The sequence below is a fragment of the Xanthomonas sp. LMC-A-07 genome (assembly GCF_030208825.1).
In the GTDB taxonomy this organism is placed as follows: domain Bacteria; phylum Pseudomonadota; class Gammaproteobacteria; order Xanthomonadales; family Xanthomonadaceae; genus Xanthomonas; species Xanthomonas campestris.
The window spans coordinates 324,565-341,605 of record NZ_JARVTF010000011.1; the positions used below are offsets into that span (position 1 = coordinate 324,565).

The window sequence follows — 17,041 nt, forward strand, 5'->3', positions numbered from 1 at the left end:
ATGCTGCCCACATCTGCGCTGCACCCCGCCTCCGACGATCTGCCCCTGCCCCGCCAGACCCGCGCGTTCATTGTGCTGGTGGCCCTGCTGCAAGGCGGCCTGCTGTATCTGGCCGAATGGGGCGCAGACCACGGCGTGGCGCCGTTCGCTGCGCTGGGTGGGCGCGTGTGCTGGTACACCCTGATACTCACCGTTCCCAGCATGCTGCTGTTGAGCGTGCAGACCCTGCACGACCGTCGCCTGTGGCAGCAGTTGGCCGTAGTGGCGGCCGTGTTCGCCGCACTTGCCGGCTGGGCGGCGTGGAGCGCAACCGGGGCACCCGGCCTGGAAAGCAACAAGGTGCTGACCCCGTTCGGCCTGAGCGTGGCGGCCGCGCTGTTGATCGCCCTGCCCTGGCTGCAGTTCCGTCAGCACCATGGCAGCTGGCGTGCCAGCTATCACGCGCTGTTCGAACACGCCTGGCAGAACACGCTCACGCTTGCGTTGGCACTGGTGTTCGTCGGCGTGTGCTGGGGCGTGCTGACGTTATGGGCCGAGTTGTTCGCATTGGTGAAGATCGATCTCTTCCGCACGCTGTTTCGCGAGGATGCCTTCATCTACCTGGCCACCGGCACGATGGCCGGCCTGGGCATCCTGATCGGGCGCACCCGCCAGCGTGCGGTGCAGGTGATGCGGCAGATCGTGTTCGCCCTGTGCACCGGCCTGGTGCCCTTGCTGGCCAGTATCGCGCTGCTGTTCATCCTCACCCTGCCGCTGACCGGCCTGCAGCCGCTGTGGCAGACCCGCGCGGCGGCGGCGATCCTGCTGTGCATGGTGTTCGGGCTGGTGCTGTTCACCAATGCGGTGTATCAGGATGGCGCGACGCCGCCAGCGTATCCGGGCTGGTTGCGGCGCGTTGTCGAGGCCGGGCTGCTCACACTGCCGCTGTATGCAGGCCTGGCGTTTTACGCGGTGGGCGTGCGCATTGCCCAGTACGGCTGGACCGGCGAACGCTTCTGGGGCGTGGTGCTGGCCGCGGTGGCCAGCGCCTATGCAGTGGGATATGCCATTGCAGTGCTGCGGCCACGCCCGGGGCAGTGGCTGGCGCCGCTGGCGCGCAGCAACAAGATGCTGTCGTGGGTGGTCATCGCCCTGCTGCTATTGGTCAATACGCCTGTGCTGGATCCGTATCGGATTGTGGTGGCCAGCCAGCTGCAGCAGTTGGCACAGCGCGGCGGCACTGCAAACCCGGATCTGCTGCAGGACGATCTGGAATTCCTGCGGTTTGCCAACGGCCGCCGTGGTTATCACGCGGTGCAAGCGCTGCGGGACACCCCCGTCTTTGCCAACGATGCCAAGCGCAGCCGGCAGCTCACTCTGCTGCTAGGGCGGACGCAACGTTGGCAGGAACCGCAGTCGGATGACGCACTGCGACGCACGCGCATGCATGACGCGGCCGAGCTGCAGGCACACCTGCTGCTCGCCGCAGGCAGCAGCAGCCCGGACCCAACCTGGTGGAGCGCCCTGGCGCAGGGCAGCTTGCACAACGACAGCTGCCTGCAACGCGATGCCGACTGCGTGATCACCCGCCGCGACCTGGATCAGGACGGCCAGGACGAGGTGATGCTGTGCGATCTTTCAGGGAAGTTTGGTGTCACCTGCACGCTGTACACCCGCGATGCGCAGGGCTGGTATCGAGTGGACACATTGAACAGCTTCCCGCAGCGCAGCCAGCAACAAGAAGCCCTGCGTGAGGCCGTGCGCCAAGGCAAACTCGCCACGCTGCCACGCCGTTGGCCGGACCTGCTGTTTCCCGGCGGTAAACCGATGGGCATCAACTCATCCGCCAATGCACGCAAGACAACGGAGACCCCATGAGCGGTTATTGCAGCATTGCGCCCGGCCACCCGGTGCACGGCCACTATCACGACCACGAATACGGCTTCCCCCAGCGCGACGAACGCGAACTGTTCGAACGCCTGGTGCTGGAGATCAACCAGGCCGGCCTGAGTTGGGAAACCATCCTGCGCAAGCGCGGCAGCTTCCAGCGTGCCTATGACGGGTTCGACGTGGACACCGTGGCCGCGTACGGCGAGGCGGAGATTGCCAGGCTGATGCAGGATGCCTGCATCATTCGCAATCGCCTGAAGGTGCTGGCTGCCATCCACAACGCGCAGGTGATCCAGCGCCTGCGCGCAACGCACGGCAGCTTTGCCAACTGGCTGGATGCACAACATCCCCTCGACAAGCCGGCCTGGGTGAAAGTGTTCAAGAAGACCTTCCGTTTCACTGGTGGCGAAATCACCGGAGAATTCCTGATGAGCCTGGGCTACCTGCGCGGCGCGCACCATGCCGACTGCCCGGTATTTGCGGATATTCAGGCACTATCGCCGCCGTGGATGCGCAGCGCGTGAGCGACACCCTGCGTGCCGCGTGCGAGGCGCCTGTACTCAGTGCCGCGACCACACCGCATCGCACATTTCGCATGCGGCGCTTGCTGGGCATTGCTGGGTTGCTGATTGCCTCCGCCGCGGCAGTGCCGCAGGCAGACGCGCACAAGATGCCTAGGCTTTCGCTGACGCAGGTGCTGGACCAGTTGCGCCGCGACATCGCCGCCGTGCCGGCCAGCGACCCCACGCCGATCGACACGGTGATGAAGCGCCATGCCGATACCCGTGGCCAAAGCTTCGACATCGCAAGCCCGGATCCGGAGGAAGACCCATCCGAGGCGGTGCCGCCCACGCAGCCGGCCGGCCTCACCGATGCCGAGTGGCACGCGCTGCAGGCCTACCGCGCGCACACCACCAGCGAAGCGGACGATATCTCCGAGAACCGCAGCCACCACTACACCCTGATCGACCTGGACGAGGACGGCCAACGCGACCTACTGGATGACGCCTATGTCGGCGGCACTGGTTTGTTTACGCAGATCACGGTGCTGCAAGGCCATACCGATGGCTTCCGCGCAGCCACCGCCACGCCCACAGGTACTCCAGCGGATAGAGAAGCGGACGCTGGATTCAGCATCAACGGCCGCGGCGGCGACCAGGCGCTGTACTGGCTACGCATCGACGGACGCAGCTACGCGGCCTACCGCGACGGCGACTATTTCCAGGACACGCTGACTCTCTCGCGCCCGTTGTCGCCGCTGCCCGCCGAACGCCGCCCGACCCAGGCACTGCAGATCCGCTATCGCTACCAGCACACGCTGGCGCCGCCGCGAAAGGATGCTGCCGAGCGCTTGCCCGAGGAACGCCAAGCGGACGACTGGCTGGCGCAACACCCGGCGATGCGTGCCGCGGTAGACGCCCAGTTACAGCACCTGCGCCTGGATGCGCAAGGCCGGCAGCGTTCGCCTGATCCGGAGACACGCTGCCCGATGCCCGCCGAAAGCAGCGACCCCGAGCTGGAGGCGCAATGGCCATGGCATGACGCCGGGCATTACACGTTCGACTTTGTCGCCAATCTTCGCGTGCGCCACGGCAGCGAGTGCTACAGCGCCAGCGTGGTGGCGTTCCGCAGCAGCTTTCAAAGCGCCAATACCGCGTGCTGCGTGCTGTGGCTCTACGAGGCGCCCGGCAACCAGGTTGCGAACCTGCCGCTACTGTCAAAGCGCACGCGCAGCGGCATTGCATTGATCACGGCAGCGCCTGTGGATGCCTCGCAAGACTGACCGCACGTAGCGAGCCGCCAGCCAGACAGTGATGGCACCACAGTCGGGTGCTGGGTGCGCGCTCCATGCCCACTCCACGCACCGGCTGCGCCCGCCTCGCGCGGCGCGATCGTTTCGAGAATGCCGCCCCGCTTATCCACTCGCACGCACCGGCGCACCAGATGACGCGGCCTTGCCACAGCATCCACGACTACTGCACACCCGCCGCGGCATGGTCGGCACATGAGCATCCGCATCGGCATTTCGGGCTGGCGTTATGCACGCTGGCGCGGCACGTTCTACCCGACCGGGCTGGCCCAGCGGCGCGAGTTGGCCTATGCCGGGCGCTGTTTTCCCAGCGTGGAAATCAACGGCTCGTTCTATTCGCTGCAACGCCCGGAGAGCTACCAGAGCTGGCATGACGAGACGCCGGACGACTTCGTCTTCGCAGTCAAAGGCCCGCGGTTTGTCACGCATATGAAGCGGCTGCGCGATTGCGAACAGGCGCTAGCCAACTTCTTTGCATCCGGCGTGCTGCGGCTGGGCCCGAAGCTGGGGCCGATCCTGTGGCAATTGCCGCCAACCCTGCGCTTCGATGACGCGTTGTTGGATGCATTTCTCTCCGCCCTGCCGCGCGATACCGAGGCAGCGCTCGCCCTGGCGCGCAAACGCGACACCACCTTGATGCATGGGCGTACGGCCTTGAGCGTCGATCGCAAGCGCCCGCTACGGCATGCGCTGGAAATGCGCCACCCCAGCTTCTGCGATCCGTCCTGCATGAAACTGCTGCGCAAGCACAAGGTGGGCGTGGTGGTGGCCGACACTGCGGGCAAGTTCCCGTACCTGGAGGATGTCACTGCCGACTTTGTCTATCTGCGGCTGCATGGCGACGCGCAGCTGTATGCCAGCGGCTATAGCGACCACGCCCTGGACCGCTGGGGCGCGCGGATTGCGGCCTGGGCCGCAGGCGGTGAGCCCTCCGATGCCCAGCGTGTCGGGCCGCGCGCCAGCAAGCGCGCACGGCGCGACGTGTACTGCTACTTCGACAACGACATGAAGGTGCACGCACCGTTCGATGCGCGCGGCCTGATGCAGCGTTTGGACCTGCCCACCGACTGCCCGGCGCGCGAGGAGGTCGTGTAAGTCCGCTACGCGCTCACACGCCCATGTAGCGGTGCGGCCGGTGGTTGAACATCAGCACCAGGCTCAGCATCAGCGCGCCAATGGCCGAATACAGCACTTTGTCCGGCGTCAGCACGAAGAACGCGACCAGCATCAGCATCGCATCGAAACTCATCTGCACCTTGCCCGCACTCCAGCCGCGCTCGCGCTGCAGATACACCGCCAGGATGCCGATGCCGCCGAGGCTGCCGCGGTGGCGAATGAAGAACAAAATGCCCAGCCCGGCCAGCGCGCCGCCCACCACCGCCGCAAACAACGTACTCATGTGCGCGTAGTCGGCCCAGCGCGGCAGCAGGTCGGTCAAGGCCCCGCACGCGCCAACCGCAGCGAAGGTCTTCAGGGTGAATTCCCAGCCCATGCGGCGCACGCTCAGCCAATAGAACGGCAGGTTGACCAGCACGAAGACCAGGCCGAAATTCCAGTGCAGCGCGTAGTGCAGCAGGAACGCCACCCCGGCCATGCCACCGATCATCAGGCCGCCCTTGGCAAAGATCGCCAGCCCCAGAGAGGCCACCAACGTGGCCAGCACCATGCCTTGCGCATCTTCGGCCACCGAGTGGTGATAGGCGTGGTCATCGGCACTGGTACCGGCCGAATCCGGCGGCGGCGTCAGCGGGCCGGAGGTGAACACGGCGCCATCGTCGGGCAACGGCTCTTGCTCCGGACGGAGATCGGAATCTGGAAGGCTCACGGGTCTGGGAACTGCGGTGGGGTGCGGATATTAGACACTATCGGCCACCCTGGTTACATCTGAAACGTCAGTCGTGCATAGCTGCTGGACGCACGGCTGCACTGGCTCGGCGCCGCACTGCACGCAATCGCTGGCGTTGGCTGCGAAGCACGACGCGCCCAGACTGACCGCAGCGCGTCGTTGGTGCACGGAACGCTGGTCGCACCGCCACCGCATCATGGAGCGCGGCCGTGCGCCTCACCGAACCTCGGCAATCTCCACGCCATCCAGCCCCTGCGACAGCGTCTTCGCATCGCCGCCTTGCGAGAGCTTGATGCGCAGGCGCACCTCGTTCTGCGAGTCGGCGTAGCGCAGTGCGTCTTCGTAGCTGATCTCGCCCGCCTGGTACAGCTCGAACAGGCTCTGATCGAAGGTGCGCATGCCCAGGTTGGTGGACTCCTTCATGATCTCCTTGAGCTTGTGGATCTCGCCGTCGCGGATGTAGTCCTGCACCAGCGGCGTGCCCAGCATGATCTCCATCGCCACGCGGCGGCCGCGGCCATCCGGGGTCGGGATCAACTGCTGCGCCACCACACCCTTGAGGTTGAGCGACAGGTCCATCAGCAGCTGGTTGCGGCGATCTTCCGGGAAGAAGTTGATGATGCGGTCCATCGCCTGGTTGGCGTTGTTGGCGTGCAACGTGCACAGCACCAAGTGGCCGGTTTCGGCGAAGGCGATGGCATGGTCCATGCCTTCGCGGGTGCGCACTTCGCCGATCATGATCACATCCGGCGCCTGGCGCAGGGTGTTTTTCAGCGCGTTTTCCCAGCTATCGGTATCGATGCCGACTTCGCGCTGGGTGATGATGCAACCCTCGTGCTTGTGCACGAATTCGATCGGGTCTTCGATGGTGATGATGTGCCCGGTGGAATTCTGGTTGCGGTAGCCGATCATCGCCGCCAGCGAGGTCGACTTGCCGGTGCCGGTAGCGCCGACAAAGATGATGATGCCGCGCTTGGTCATCGCCAGCGTCTTGATCACCGGCGGCAGGCTCAGCTCTTCCACGGTGGGAATGCGCGTCTCGATCCGCCGCAGCACCATGCCCACCTGGTTGCGCTGATAGAAGCAACTCACACGGAACCGCCCCACCCCGGACACGCCGATGGCGAAGTTGCACTCGTGGGTCTTTTCGAATTCCTCGCGCTGCGAGGGCGTCATCACGTTCAACACCAGGTCGCGACTCTGCTGCGCGGTCAGCGGCGTCTGGGTGATCGGGCTGATCTTGCCATGCACCTTGATCGCCGGCGGCATGCCAGAGGTGATGAACAGATCCGACGCCTTCTGGTGCGCCATCAGCTTGAGGAAGGAGGTGAAGTCGATGGTGCTCATGGCGTGCTCCTCGGGAGCAGGGATTCGGGAGTGGAGATTCGCGATTCGCAAGGACGGGGTCCGGCCCGGGAGCCGCCGTAACGAATCCCGAATCCCGAATCCCAAATCCCGGCTACTCGAATATCCGCTTGTCCTTGGCGTACTCGCGCGCCTGGTTGCGCGTGATCAGGCTACGCTTGACCAGGTCCTGCAGATGCTGGTCAAGCGTCTGCATGCCGTATTGCTGGCCGGTCTGGATGGAGGAATACATCTGCGCCACCTTGTCCTCGCGGATCAGGTTGCGGATAGCCGGGGTGCCGACCATGATTTCCCACGCTGCGGTACGTCCGCCGCCCACTTTCTTGAGCAATGCCTGCGAAATCACCGCACGCAGCGATTCGGACAGCATCGAGCGCACCATCGGCTTTTCGCCGGCCGGGAACACGTCGATGATGCGGTCGATGGTCTTGGCCGCCGAGCTGGTGTGCAGGGTGCCGAACACCAGATGGCCGGTTTCCGCAGCGGTCAGTGCCAGGCGGATGGTTTCCAGATCGCGCAACTCGCCGACCAGGATGATGTCCGGGTCTTCGCGCAGGGCCGAACGCAGCGCCTCGTTGAAGCCGTGCGTGTCGCGGTGCACTTCGCGCTGGTTGATCAGGCACTTCTGCGAGGTGTGCACGAATTCGATCGGATCCTCGACGGTGAGGATGTGGCCGTATTCGTTCTTGTTGATGTAGTCGATCATGCCGGCAAGCGTGGTCGACTTGCCCGACCCGGTCGGGCCGGTCACCAGGATCAGACCCTGCGGCTGGTCGATCAACTGGCGGAAGATCGGCGGGCAGCCCAGGTCTTCCAGGGTCAGCACTTCGGACGGAATGGTACGGAACACCGCACCGGCGCCACGGTTCTGATTGAACGCATTGACGCGGAAACGCGCCAGCGACGGAATCTCGAACGAGAAGTCGACCTCGAGGAATTCCTCGTAATCGCGGCGCTGCTTGTCCGACATGATGTCGTAGACCAGCGCGTGCACCTGCTTATGGTCCAAGGCCGGAATATTGATGCGGCGGACATCGCCATCGACACGGATCATCGGCGGCAAGCCTGCAGACAGGTGCAGGTCCGATGCCTTGTTCTTGACAGAAAACGCCAATAGTTCAGCGATATCCATGCGCTGCTTTTCCCCTAGGCTGCGATTGGAAGATACTCCCCGGCCGGCAGTATAGCGTTCTGGCAGCGCCCTGGAAGCGCGCCGTGCGTCGGTTCAGCCCGCCAGCATGAATGCCGATGGCCGGCGTTTCCGATGGCCGGGGCGGCGGTACCGTGCGCCGCAGCGCGCCTTTATCCACGCAACTCGTCGCAAGGACGATCCGCCGCGCCCGGCGCGCACCGGCACAACTGGAAGGAAAGGCACGGGCGCGGCACTATGGCCGCCTTGTTTACCCATTGGCTGACCTGTGCCCGTTTCCTCGTTGCACCAGACGCTGGCCGCCATCCAGGCGGCAACCCCTCCCAACGCCGCGCCCGCGCGCCTGCTGGCGGTGTCCAAGACCCAGCCGGCCGACGCCGTGGCGGCGTTAGCCGCGCAAGGCCAGCAGGCCTTCGGCGAGAACTATGTGCAGGAAGCGGCCACCAAGATCGCGCAGCTTCAGGCGCTGCAGCTGGAGTGGCACCTGATCGGCCACCTGCAATCCAACAAGGCCGACATGGCCAGCCAGTGTTTCGATTGGGTGCAGACCGTGGACCGCGCCAAGCTGATCGCACTGCTGGCCCGGCATCGCCCGGACGGCCGCGCACCCTTGAATGTGCTGATCCAGGTCAATATCGACGACGAGGACAGCAAGCACGGCTGCGCGCCCGAGGCGATCGACGCCCTGGCCGCAGAGATTGCCACCCACCCCCAACTGCAGCTGCGCGGATTGATGGCGATTCCCGCGCCATTTCCCGAGGTCACGCGCCGGCACCAGGCATTCGCACGCATGCAGGCCTTGTTCGCAACACTGCGCAGCCAGTATTCGCAGGCAGATACCTTGTCGATGGGCATGAGCGCGGATTTCGCCGATGCCATTGCGGCCGGCGCCACCATGGTGCGCGTGGGCACGGCGCTATTTGGCCAGCGCAACGCGCCACCGGCCGCCTGACCTATCGGCCGTTTCCTTCCTCCTTCTTGATGGTGCTGCAATGACCCAGCCTTCCTCCTCCACAGCTGTGGCTGCGCACGGCGATGTTCCGGTGGTCGCCTTTATCGGTGGCGGCAACATGGCGCGCAGCCTGATCGCCGGGCTGCTGCGCCAGGGCGCGCCGGCCAGCGCCATCCGCGTCGCCGAGCCGGTCGCCGAACTGCGTCAGGCGCTGTCCGCTGACTTCGGCGTGCAAGTGTTCGACGACGCGCGCAGCGCCGTGGAGGGCGCCGCACTCTGGGTACTGGCGGTCAAGCCGCAGGTCATGCCCACCGTGTGCACGCAGCTGGCCGATCTCGCGCAGCAACATCACCCGCTGCTGCTGTCGATCGCCGCAGGCATCACCGCAACGCAACTGGAGCGCTGGTGCGGCGGCACGGCCGCCGTGGTGCGCGCCATGCCCAACACGCCGGCCCTGCTCGGCGCCGGTGTGACCGGCCTGTATGCCAATGCACGCGTCAGCACTGCGCAGCGCGCGCAGGCAACCCGGCTGATGGAAAGCGCCGGCGTCACCGTCTGGCTCCACGACGAGGCACAGATGGACGCGGTCACCGCGGTGTCCGGCAGCGGACCGGCCTATGTCTTTCTGCTGGCCGAAGCGATGGAGGCCGCGGCGCGCGCGCAAGGCCTGCCCGCCGAGACCGCCCGCACGCTGGTGCTGCACACCCTGCTCGGCGCAGCGCGCATGCTGACCGAATCCGGCGAAGCACCGGAGGTATTGCGGCGGCGCGTGACCTCCCCCAACGGCACCACGCAGGCCGCGATCGAGGCATTCCAGGCCGGCGGTTTCGAAGCGCTGACCGCCACCGCGATTGCCGCAGCGACCGAACGCGGCCGCAGTTTGTCGGCAGCCAACGACTGATCCGCGGGAGCGATGCGGCGTCGCTGGCTGGATCGCTCGCTTGCCTGGAGACGCGCCATTCGGCGCATCGCTGTCCGAATGCGAAATGATGCGAGCCCCGGCTTCATCGAATGCGCTTCGTTTGGCGCCTGCAATCGATTGGCAGGCAGCACGCACGCCATTCTTCGCCACATTGGCATGCGCCCTTTGCTCGACCACGGCGCCCTGGCTGGGTCGAGGCATGCCTCGCCAAGCGAACGCATTGATCGACATGCGCCTGCGCAGCAGCTGCCCAGATCGCGCGGATCCGCGATCCATGCCGCGTCACCTTGATCTGCTGCTGTGCGTCAGAGCGCGCGCAGCATCCCACGCCAAGCGAACCCAGAGCGCTTTTTTCTCGTGTTTTTTGGCGTCCAGTGAACGAATGCCCGTGCCAAGTCGGTCTTTTCGTGTTGTTTCATCGATTCCCTATTGGCGGCGCGCGGCAGTTGCCCTACATTTCGCGTTGCCGACTGGGTCGGCAGACCCAAACACCACCAACGAATACGGAACACATAACTCATGGCAAAAACCGCCGCTAAGAAGGCTGCCCCCAAGAAGGCAGTGAAAAAGGTCGCCGCCTCCAAGACCGCAAAGCCGGCCAAGGCCGCTAGCAAGACCGCTGCGCCGAAGCCGATCAAGGAAGCCCTGAGCAAGACCGGCCTGGTCGCGCACATCGCCGAAACCACCCAGCTGGCTCCGAAGGACGTCCGCGCCGTGCTGGCGTCGCTGGAAGCCACCGCGCACGCGTCGCTGAGCAAGAAGGGCGTCGGTTCGTTCGTCCTGCCGGGCATGCTGAAGATCACCTCGGTCAACGTGCCGGCCAAGCCGAAGCGCAAGGGCATCAACCCGTTCACCAAGGAAGAGCAGGTGTTTGCTGCCAAGCCTGCGACCTGCAAGCTGAAGGTCCGTGCGATGAAGCGTCTGAAGGACGCCGCGCTGTAATCGCGCTGCATCCGGTTTGATCGAGACGGCCTTAGGGCCGTCTTTTTTTGCGCGTTTGCCACGTCTTCTTCGCCTCCTGACAGGCACACCACATCGCACTCATCGCCGCTGCCCTACCCTGGCGGTGAGTTCGCAACCAAGAGTGCCTGTGACCGCGCCACAGCCCACCCGCAGCCCAGCCAGACGCGTGCGCCACCTGCTGGTATCGATCGTGATGCTGTGCGCGCTGGGTGTTGCTGCGCGCTGGGCCTGGCTGTCACCGATGGCCGAACGCCTGCGCACCAGCTGGGAGTTGTCGCAGATGCCGGCACCCACGCAGTTGCACATCCCGGTAGACGGTGTGCGTGGTCGCCAGATTGCCGACACCTTCGGCGCCCCACGCGGACGCGACCGCAGCCATGCCGGTGTGGATATCTTCGCGCCGCGCGGCACAACGGTGGTCGCCGCGACCCGTGGGGTGGTCAGTTCCATTCGCGACACAGGGCTGGGTGGCAAACAGGTGTGGGTGCTCGGCCCGGCGATGGAACGGCACTACTACGCGCACCTGGACGACTGGGCACCCGGGTTAGCAGTCGGCGATGTGGTCGAGCCCGGCACTGCACTGGGCATGGTCGGCACCACCGGCAACGCGCGCGGTACGCCGCCGCATCTGCATTACGGGATCTATGGGCGCAACGGTGCGTACGATCCGCTGCCACTGCTCCGGCAACCCGCGCCACAGCAGGCACCCTGAGCGCACTGGAACACTGCGTCATGGCCCGGCCTATCGAGACCCTGCGCGTGCGCGCCTATGGTGGAGCCAGCCCCACAGTGACGCGACCTTCCATGTCCCGCAAACGCTACCGCATTACGGTCACGCCCATCGAAAACGACGGCAGCCCCTGCCATGACCGCTGCACCATCGAATTCGAACAGCGTTCGCGTGCCGACTGGATGCGGCTGTTCGAAGAGCTGCACCTGCGCCGCGACCTGAGCAGTGACGAGTGCGCCGCGCTCACCGTCGGTTCGCAATTGCTCGAGGACCTGGCGGCGCGCCCACGCGCGCGGCCCAGCAATGCCCTGGATGCGCTACAGCCGAAATTGCAGCTATTGCTGGACCGCCTGCAACGCGTGCATCCCGCTGCCGGGCGCTGATCCGCGCGGTGCCAACTGCCGCTACACTGCGCCGATCGTGACGGGAGCGGCGATGCGCCAACTGATCAGTGTCTTTTCGCTACTGCTGCTGGCCGGCTGTAGCTGCCAACGCACGCCCGAACCACAGGCCGCCAACGGCTCGCCTGCATCGGCGACTGTCGCCACAACTGCGGCATCGCCCGCGGCCAGCGAGCATCCCGGCACTGCATCGACCGCCACCGATTCCAAACAGGCACTTGCAAGTGCGAACTACGCGCAAGCAAGCGCAACCGTTCATCGTTATCTGGGCGCACTGCCCGGTGCTGCACGTGCCGATGCGGATGCCCTGTGGACCGGCGGCCATCCCGCACCCGTGCCGGACGATGCGGTGCTGCGCAACATCGGGCAGATCATCAGCCTGCGCATCAACAACGATCCGCCAATCGCGCTGGACCAACAGCACCCGCCGCGTTTGATCGAAGTGCCGGTGCAGCTGACCGTGCGCACCACGACTGGTACCGAACGCCTGGTCGGTGCTTACCGTCTGCAGCCACGCGTTGGCAGCGACACGTGGGAAATCTATGCGGCCACCCTGCAGCCGGTGCTGCGTTAGAGCCGCCGTCCAAGCAATTGCACGTTCGCAGGCAGAGGTGGCGGATACGCGAGATCCGCAGTCGACGCCCACAAACACCGAAGCGCATTCGCTGCGAGCACCCCAACCACCGCGGCACGCAGTGTCGTACTCATCCCGCCATACCGCAGCACGCTAACCCGTGGTTCACCGGCGCTGACTAAGGTGATGCCATCCACCGCCGGAGTTGCCCGATGAAACTGCGTTTAGTTGCCGGATCCCTGCTTGCCCTCGCCCTGGCGATGCCACTGTCCGCAGCGTGGGCGGCGCCTCAGATCCAGGGGCGGCAAATCAGCGTGCAGGCCGCCGACGTGCAGCAGTACCTGGGCGGGCGCTTCCCGCAGACCCACGATGCGCTGGGTGGGTTGATCGAAATGACGGTCAGCAACCCGGCGCTGTCGTTGCCACCTGGCGACCGTTTGAAGATGGCGTTCGACCTTGCATTGGCCACGGCCGGCGGCGCGCCGGCGCCGGTGGGCAACGTCACCTTGAGCAGCGCGCTGCGTTACGACACGGCAAAGCAGGGGTTTTATCTCGACCAGCCAACGGTCGATGATTTCCGCCCCGCCAACGCCGGTGCCAAGTTGGACAGCAGCACGCGCCAGTTGCTCAACGCGTGGTTGGCCGACTACGCACGCAAGGAGCCGATCTACAAGATCGATCCCGCCATTGCGGCCGTGATGGGCAATGTGCAGGTGGAGTCGGTGGCGATACAGAACGGCCGGCTGGCGGTGAACTTCAACCAGAATATCGAGCAATTGGTGCCGGCCGGCGCCATGCCAGGCAAGTAACCGATCGGCGCTGCGAGCACACCGCGCATCTGCCAACGCAAAATTAAAAGAGCCCGGCGCAACGCTGCACCGGGCTCTCTTTTATAGCTGCTGCGTGACCTCAGGCAGCCAGTGCCTTGGCAACCGCATCGGTGAATGCAGGAATATCGTCCGGCTTGCGGCTGGTGATCAGCTGGCCATCCACCACCACCTCGGCATCCTCCCAGCGGCCGCCCGCGTTGCTCAGATCGGTCTTGACCGACGGCCACGACGTCACCCTGCGGTCGCGCACCAACTCAGCTTCCACCAGCAACCACGGCCCGTGGCAGATCGCGGCCACTGGCTTGCCGTTGGCCGCAATGCTACGGATGAAGTCGATCGCCTGCGTGTTGGTGCGCAGGTTGTCCGGGTTGATCACACCGCCTGGCAGCACCAGCGCGTCGTAGCGGTCGGGCTTGGCCTGCGCAAGTGGCATATCCACCGGCACGCTGTCGCCCCAGTCGGTGTGGTTCCAGCCACGGATCTGTGCATCGTCGCCGGGCGCGATCACCTCGACGGTGGCGCCCCAGGATTCAAGTAAGCGCTTGGGCTCCTGCAGCTCGGATTGTTCGAAGCCGCTGGTCGCGAGCACGGCAACGGTCTTGCCGGAGAGCGAGTGGGTCATGAGGAACTCCTCAATCTGCAAAGGAGCCTGCACCCTAGGAATGCGCGTGTTGCGCATCCGTGAACCGATGTGCGCGCCGCGTCATGGCGACCGCAGCGCGCCGTTGCTCAGCGCTTGGGCTGCAACATGGTGCCGGTGCAATTCTTCGAGCCGCAGCGGCATTCCCAGATCTTCTTCAAGCGCGGCGTGTGCCGCTCGCCCAGGGTGATGCCGTAGTTATAGGTCAGCTCCTGGCCCGGCTTGATTGCGCGCTTGGCTTCGATGAAGACCTTGTCCTTGCTGCGGTCGTCGCCTTCAGCCTCTTCGATCACTGCTTCGCAATTGGGATTGCAGCTGTGGTTGATCCAGCGCGCGATGTTGCCTTCGTAGTTGGCGTCGAGCACGTAGTCATCGCTCAGCGTAAACAGAAAAGTGTGGCCGCTTTCCACATCGCCGGTGTCGTCGGCATCCACTTCGGCATGCGTCCGCAGACGCCCCTTGTACTGGATGATGCGTTCGCCCTTGCTGAGCGCAGCGACGGCGAACACGCCATTGCCATGGATACGTGACTTGCGGGCGGCAACTTTGCGCGACATGAAAGGGTCCGGTGATGGGGCCGCTCATTGTGACCGCAGCGCGCCCACGCGCCAAGCACAAGCGCACCTGCCACCGCAACGGGCTGGCCTTTCCGGCGGCTGAACCGCGCGGTTGGACTGAGCGGAGCAAAAGAGTACAATTTCGGTCCGCTTTAGGGATTCACCGTCTTCGCATGTTGCGCGTCACCAAATTGACCGATTACGCCACCGTCGTATTGACGGTGCTGGCTGCACGGAGCGACCAGGTGCTCAGCGCGAGCGAACTGGCCGAACAGGCCGGCCTGGAAGCGCCCACCGTCAGCAAGATCCTCAAGCCGTTGTCGCAGGCTGGCCTGGTGGAAGGATTGCGCGGCGTGCATGGCGGCTACCGGCTTGCACGCGCGGCCAGCGCGATCACCCTGGTGGAGATCGTCGAGGCCATGGAAGGACCGCTGGCCATCACCGAATGCAGCCAGGACCACAGTCAATGCGGGATCGCCCACCAATGCGGTGTGCGCTCCAATTGGCGCCTGATCAACGATGTGGTGGGCGATGCCCTGCGTCGCGTGACCCTGGCGCAGATGCTGCACCCCCTCTCCCTCCCTGGCGACAACCGTCGGCGTTCCATCGCCGCGCGCGTCGCGACCACCTGACCCAGTAGGCAGCCGATGGCCACCGAACTTGCCCCCCCGCAGAATGCGCAGATCCTCGAACGGTTGGGCCGACGTTATGACGCCGGTTTCATCACCGAGATCGAATCCGATTCGCTCCCGCCTGGTCTGGACGAAGACATCATCCGTGCACTGTCGGCCAAGAAAGAAGAGCCGCAATGGATGACCGACTGGCGCCTGGAGGCCTACCGCCACTGGCTGAAAATGCCGATGCCGGAGTGGGCCAAGCTGAAGATCGCGCCGATCGATTTCCAGGCGTTGAGCTATTACTCCGCGCCCAAGGGCCCGAAGTACGCCTCGCTGGATGACGTGCCCAAGGAGCTGCTCGACACCTACGACAAGCTCGGCGTGCCGTTGCACGAGCGCGCGCGGCTGGCCGGAGTTGCGGTGGATGCAGTGTTCGACTCGGTCTCCGTCGGCACCACGTTCCGCAAGGAACTGGCCGAAAAGGGCGTGATCTTTTGCTCGATGTCCGAGGCGATCAAGGAACATCCGGAGATCGTCAAGCAGTACCTCGGCAGCGTGGTGCCGGTGGGCGACAACTATTTTGCCGCGCTGAACTCGGCCGTATTTTCCGATGGCAGCTTCGTGTTCATTCCCAAGGGCGTGCGTTGCCCGATGGAACTGAGCACCTACTTCCGCATCAACGCCGGCCACACTGGCCAGTTCGAGCGCACCTTGATCGTGTGCGAAGACAAGGCCTACGTGTCGTATCTGGAAGGCTGCACCGCGCCAATGCGCGATGAGAACCAGCTGCATGCGGCCGTGGTGGAACTGGTGACGCTGGAAGATGCGGAGATCAAGTATTCGACTGTGCAGAACTGGTATCCGGGCGATGAAGAAGGCCGCGGCGGCATCTACAACTTCGTCACCAAGCGTGCCGAATGCCGTGGCGACCGCAGCAAGGTGACCTGGACCCAGGTCGAAACTGGCTCGGCGATCACCTGGAAGTACCCGTCGTGCGTGCTGCTCGGCGACGATTCGGTGGGTGAGTTCCACTCGGTGGCCCTCACCCACCATCGTCAGCAGGCCGATACCGGCACCAAGATGATCCACATCGGCAAGCGCACCAAGAGCAAGATCGTCAGCAAGGGCATCAGCGCCGGCCGCGGCCAGAACACCTACCGTGGCCTGGTCAAGGTGGACCGCAACGCCGATGGCGCGCGCAACTACACCCAGTGCGATTCGCTGTTGATCGGCAAGCAGTGCGGCGCCCACACCTTTCCCTATATCGAGGTGAAGAATCCCGGCGCCACAGTCGAGCACGAAGCCACCACCTCCAAGATCAGCGACGACCAGCTGTTCTACTGCCGCGCACGCGGCATCAGCCAGGAGGACGCGGTTTCGTTGATCGTGGATGGGTTCTGCAAGCAGGTGTTCCGCGAACTGCCGATGGAATTTGCGGTGGAAGCCAAGAAGCTGCTCGAAGTCTCGCTGGAAGGCTCGGTGGGATGATCCGGCGGCTGCCCTGGCCTTCGGTAATGGCGGCCGTGGCAAGCCTGCTGCTGTCGGCGCTGACGACATACGCCTGGAACGAGCGGTATTGGCGCTGGCGCGACTGCTTCAACGCCGAGGGCCGCTGCTACGACAGCCAGGCCGGTGTCATGGTGGCCCAGTCCGGTGTCATTTGGGGCGGGTTGTCCGTGCTGTTCCTGGTGGTGTTCGCTGCAGCTTGCGCGCATTTGTTGTACCTGCGCAGCACGACGCGCGTACTCGGTGGCGCAGCGCCGGGCCGCTAATGAGTTGACTGTTGGCTGCAGCGGATGTCACGCGCGGCTTCGT

General features: G+C 64.9%; 19 protein-coding genes. 14 read left to right on the top strand and 5 right to left on the bottom strand.

Annotation, left to right across the window (positions count from 1 at the left end):
- The 4 genes from QRM89_RS12860 to QRM89_RS12875 all read left to right on the top strand — a co-directional run bounded on the left by QRM89_RS12860 (window position 1) and on the right by QRM89_RS12875 (window position 4,774).
- On the top strand, window positions 1-1,857 hold the full coding sequence (locus QRM89_RS12860) for a DUF4153 domain-containing protein (protein WP_285448182.1): 1,857 nt from the start codon (window positions 1-3) through the stop codon (window positions 1,855-1,857).
- Window positions 1,854-2,393 carry a DNA-3-methyladenine glycosylase I gene (locus QRM89_RS12865; protein ID WP_285448183.1) on the top strand — a complete coding sequence of 180 codons (540 nt, stop codon included), beginning with the start codon at window positions 1,854-1,856 and terminating at the stop codon, window positions 2,391-2,393. The genes QRM89_RS12860 and QRM89_RS12865 overlap by 4 nt, the downstream gene beginning before the upstream one ends.
- Window positions 2,390-3,652, top strand: coding sequence for a hypothetical protein (locus QRM89_RS12870; protein WP_285448184.1), 1,263 nt, complete (start codon window positions 2,390-2,392; stop codon window positions 3,650-3,652). Before QRM89_RS12865 ends, QRM89_RS12870 begins: the two co-directional genes overlap by 4 nt.
- Window positions 3,653-3,874: 222 nt before the next feature.
- Window positions 3,875-4,774 (top strand): DUF72 domain-containing protein, encoded by a 900-nt coding sequence (locus QRM89_RS12875; protein WP_285448185.1) that lies wholly within the window; start codon window positions 3,875-3,877, stop codon window positions 4,772-4,774.
- A 13-nt stretch (window positions 4,775-4,787) separates the two neighbouring features.
- Here QRM89_RS12875 and QRM89_RS12880 read toward each other — a convergent pair whose 3' ends face one another.
- The 3 genes from QRM89_RS12880 to QRM89_RS12890 all read right to left on the bottom strand — a co-directional run bounded on the left by QRM89_RS12880 (window position 4,788) and on the right by QRM89_RS12890 (window position 8,022).
- The gene (locus QRM89_RS12880) at window positions 4,788-5,462 is read right to left on the bottom strand and encodes a YitT family protein (protein WP_014508435.1); all 675 of its coding nucleotides are present in this window, start codon (window positions 5,460-5,462) and stop codon (window positions 4,788-4,790) included.
- 279 nt (window positions 5,463-5,741) lie between these two features.
- The gene (locus QRM89_RS12885; protein WP_005990431.1) at window positions 5,742-6,872 is read right to left on the bottom strand and encodes a PilT/PilU family type 4a pilus ATPase; all 1,131 of its coding nucleotides are present in this window, start codon (window positions 6,870-6,872) and stop codon (window positions 5,742-5,744) included.
- Window positions 6,873-6,984: 112 nt separating this feature from the next.
- Window positions 6,985-8,022 (bottom strand): type IV pilus twitching motility protein PilT, encoded by a 1,038-nt coding sequence (locus QRM89_RS12890; RefSeq protein ID WP_003489919.1) that lies wholly within the window; start codon window positions 8,020-8,022, stop codon window positions 6,985-6,987.
- A gap of 286 nt (window positions 8,023-8,308) precedes the next feature.
- On the opposite strand from QRM89_RS12890, the gene QRM89_RS12895 reads away from it, so the two are divergent.
- From QRM89_RS12895 to QRM89_RS12925, 7 genes are all read left to right on the top strand, one after another.
- Window positions 8,309-8,992 carry a YggS family pyridoxal phosphate-dependent enzyme gene (locus tag QRM89_RS12895; RefSeq protein WP_285448186.1) on the top strand — a complete coding sequence of 228 codons (684 nt, stop codon included), beginning with the start codon at window positions 8,309-8,311 and terminating at the stop codon, window positions 8,990-8,992.
- A gap of 40 nt (window positions 8,993-9,032) precedes the next feature.
- On the top strand, window positions 9,033-9,893 hold the full coding sequence (gene proC / locus QRM89_RS12900) for a pyrroline-5-carboxylate reductase (protein ID WP_285448187.1): 861 nt from the start codon (window positions 9,033-9,035) through the stop codon (window positions 9,891-9,893).
- A 540-nt stretch (window positions 9,894-10,433) separates the two neighbouring features.
- Entirely contained in the window at window positions 10,434-10,856 is a 423-nt protein-coding gene (locus tag QRM89_RS12905; RefSeq protein WP_103700764.1) for an HU family DNA-binding protein, read from the top strand.
- A gap of 142 nt (window positions 10,857-10,998) precedes the next feature.
- Entirely contained in the window at window positions 10,999-11,589 is a 591-nt protein-coding gene (locus QRM89_RS12910; protein ID WP_285448188.1) for a M23 family metallopeptidase, read from the top strand.
- 92 nt (window positions 11,590-11,681) lie between these two features.
- The gene (locus QRM89_RS12915) at window positions 11,682-11,990 is read left to right on the top strand and encodes a DUF3861 domain-containing protein (protein WP_228418939.1); all 309 of its coding nucleotides are present in this window, start codon (window positions 11,682-11,684) and stop codon (window positions 11,988-11,990) included.
- 52 nt (window positions 11,991-12,042) lie between these two features.
- Window positions 12,043-12,582 carry a hypothetical protein gene (locus QRM89_RS21360; protein WP_343237681.1) on the top strand — a complete coding sequence of 180 codons (540 nt, stop codon included), beginning with the start codon at window positions 12,043-12,045 and terminating at the stop codon, window positions 12,580-12,582.
- Window positions 12,583-12,794: 212 nt separating this feature from the next.
- The gene (locus QRM89_RS12925; RefSeq protein WP_040940935.1) at window positions 12,795-13,391 is read left to right on the top strand and encodes a DUF1439 domain-containing protein; all 597 of its coding nucleotides are present in this window, start codon (window positions 12,795-12,797) and stop codon (window positions 13,389-13,391) included.
- A gap of 100 nt (window positions 13,392-13,491) precedes the next feature.
- Here the strand turns inward: QRM89_RS12925 and QRM89_RS12930 are convergent, their stop codons facing one another.
- Window positions 13,492-14,034, bottom strand: a complete 543-nt coding sequence (locus QRM89_RS12930; protein ID WP_285448189.1) for a type 1 glutamine amidotransferase domain-containing protein — start codon at window positions 14,032-14,034, stop codon at window positions 13,492-13,494.
- A gap of 107 nt (window positions 14,035-14,141) precedes the next feature.
- Complete coding sequence (locus tag QRM89_RS12935) at window positions 14,142-14,609, bottom strand: SET domain-containing protein-lysine N-methyltransferase (protein WP_016944109.1); 468 nt, start codon at window positions 14,607-14,609, stop codon at window positions 14,142-14,144.
- 173 nt (window positions 14,610-14,782) lie between these two features.
- Between QRM89_RS12935 and QRM89_RS12940 the strand changes: the two genes are divergently transcribed.
- The 3 genes from QRM89_RS12940 to QRM89_RS12950 are packed head-to-tail and all read left to right on the top strand — an operon-like array spanning window position 14,783 to window position 16,998.
- Window positions 14,783-15,241, top strand: a complete 459-nt coding sequence (locus QRM89_RS12940; RefSeq protein WP_011037893.1) for an SUF system Fe-S cluster assembly regulator — start codon at window positions 14,783-14,785, stop codon at window positions 15,239-15,241.
- A gap of 15 nt (window positions 15,242-15,256) precedes the next feature.
- A complete protein-coding gene (gene sufB, locus QRM89_RS12945) occupies window positions 15,257-16,714 on the top strand; it encodes a Fe-S cluster assembly protein SufB (protein WP_011037894.1) in 1,458 nt (485 codons plus the stop codon).
- The gene (locus tag QRM89_RS12950) at window positions 16,711-16,998 is read left to right on the top strand and encodes a hypothetical protein (protein ID WP_285448190.1); all 288 of its coding nucleotides are present in this window, start codon (window positions 16,711-16,713) and stop codon (window positions 16,996-16,998) included. The genes sufB and QRM89_RS12950 overlap by 4 nt, the downstream gene beginning before the upstream one ends.
- Window positions 16,999-17,041: the final 43 nt, after the last annotated feature.

Coding starts and splice junctions, on each gene's coding strand:
- QRM89_RS12940 (WP_011037893.1), top strand. CDS start 14,783: ATGTTGCGCGTCACCAAATTGACCGATTACGCCACCGTCGTATTGACG.
- QRM89_RS12875 (WP_285448185.1), top strand. CDS start 3,875: ATGAGCATCCGCATCGGCATTTCGGGCTGGCGTTATGCACGCTGGCGC.
- proC (WP_285448187.1), top strand. CDS start 9,033: ATGACCCAGCCTTCCTCCTCCACAGCTGTGGCTGCGCACGGCGATGTT.
- QRM89_RS12905 (WP_103700764.1), top strand. CDS start 10,434: ATGGCAAAAACCGCCGCTAAGAAGGCTGCCCCCAAGAAGGCAGTGAAA.
- sufB (WP_011037894.1), top strand. CDS start 15,257: ATGGCCACCGAACTTGCCCCCCCGCAGAATGCGCAGATCCTCGAACGG.
- QRM89_RS12865 (WP_285448183.1), top strand. CDS start 1,854: ATGAGCGGTTATTGCAGCATTGCGCCCGGCCACCCGGTGCACGGCCAC.
- QRM89_RS12925 (WP_040940935.1), top strand. CDS start 12,795: ATGAAACTGCGTTTAGTTGCCGGATCCCTGCTTGCCCTCGCCCTGGCG.
- QRM89_RS12890 (WP_003489919.1), bottom strand. CDS start 8,022: ATGGATATCGCTGAACTATTGGCGTTTTCTGTCAAGAACAAGGCATCG.
- QRM89_RS12885 (WP_005990431.1), bottom strand. CDS start 6,872: ATGAGCACCATCGACTTCACCTCCTTCCTCAAGCTGATGGCGCACCAG.
- QRM89_RS21360 (WP_343237681.1), top strand. CDS start 12,043: ATGCGCCAACTGATCAGTGTCTTTTCGCTACTGCTGCTGGCCGGCTGT.
- QRM89_RS12930 (WP_285448189.1), bottom strand. CDS start 14,034: ATGACCCACTCGCTCTCCGGCAAGACCGTTGCCGTGCTCGCGACCAGC.
- QRM89_RS12860 (WP_285448182.1), top strand. CDS start 1: ATGCTGCCCACATCTGCGCTGCACCCCGCCTCCGACGATCTGCCCCTG.
- QRM89_RS12935 (WP_016944109.1), bottom strand. CDS start 14,609: ATGTCGCGCAAAGTTGCCGCCCGCAAGTCACGTATCCATGGCAATGGC.
- QRM89_RS12915 (WP_228418939.1), top strand. CDS start 11,682: ATGTCCCGCAAACGCTACCGCATTACGGTCACGCCCATCGAAAACGAC.
- QRM89_RS12950 (WP_285448190.1), top strand. CDS start 16,711: ATGATCCGGCGGCTGCCCTGGCCTTCGGTAATGGCGGCCGTGGCAAGC.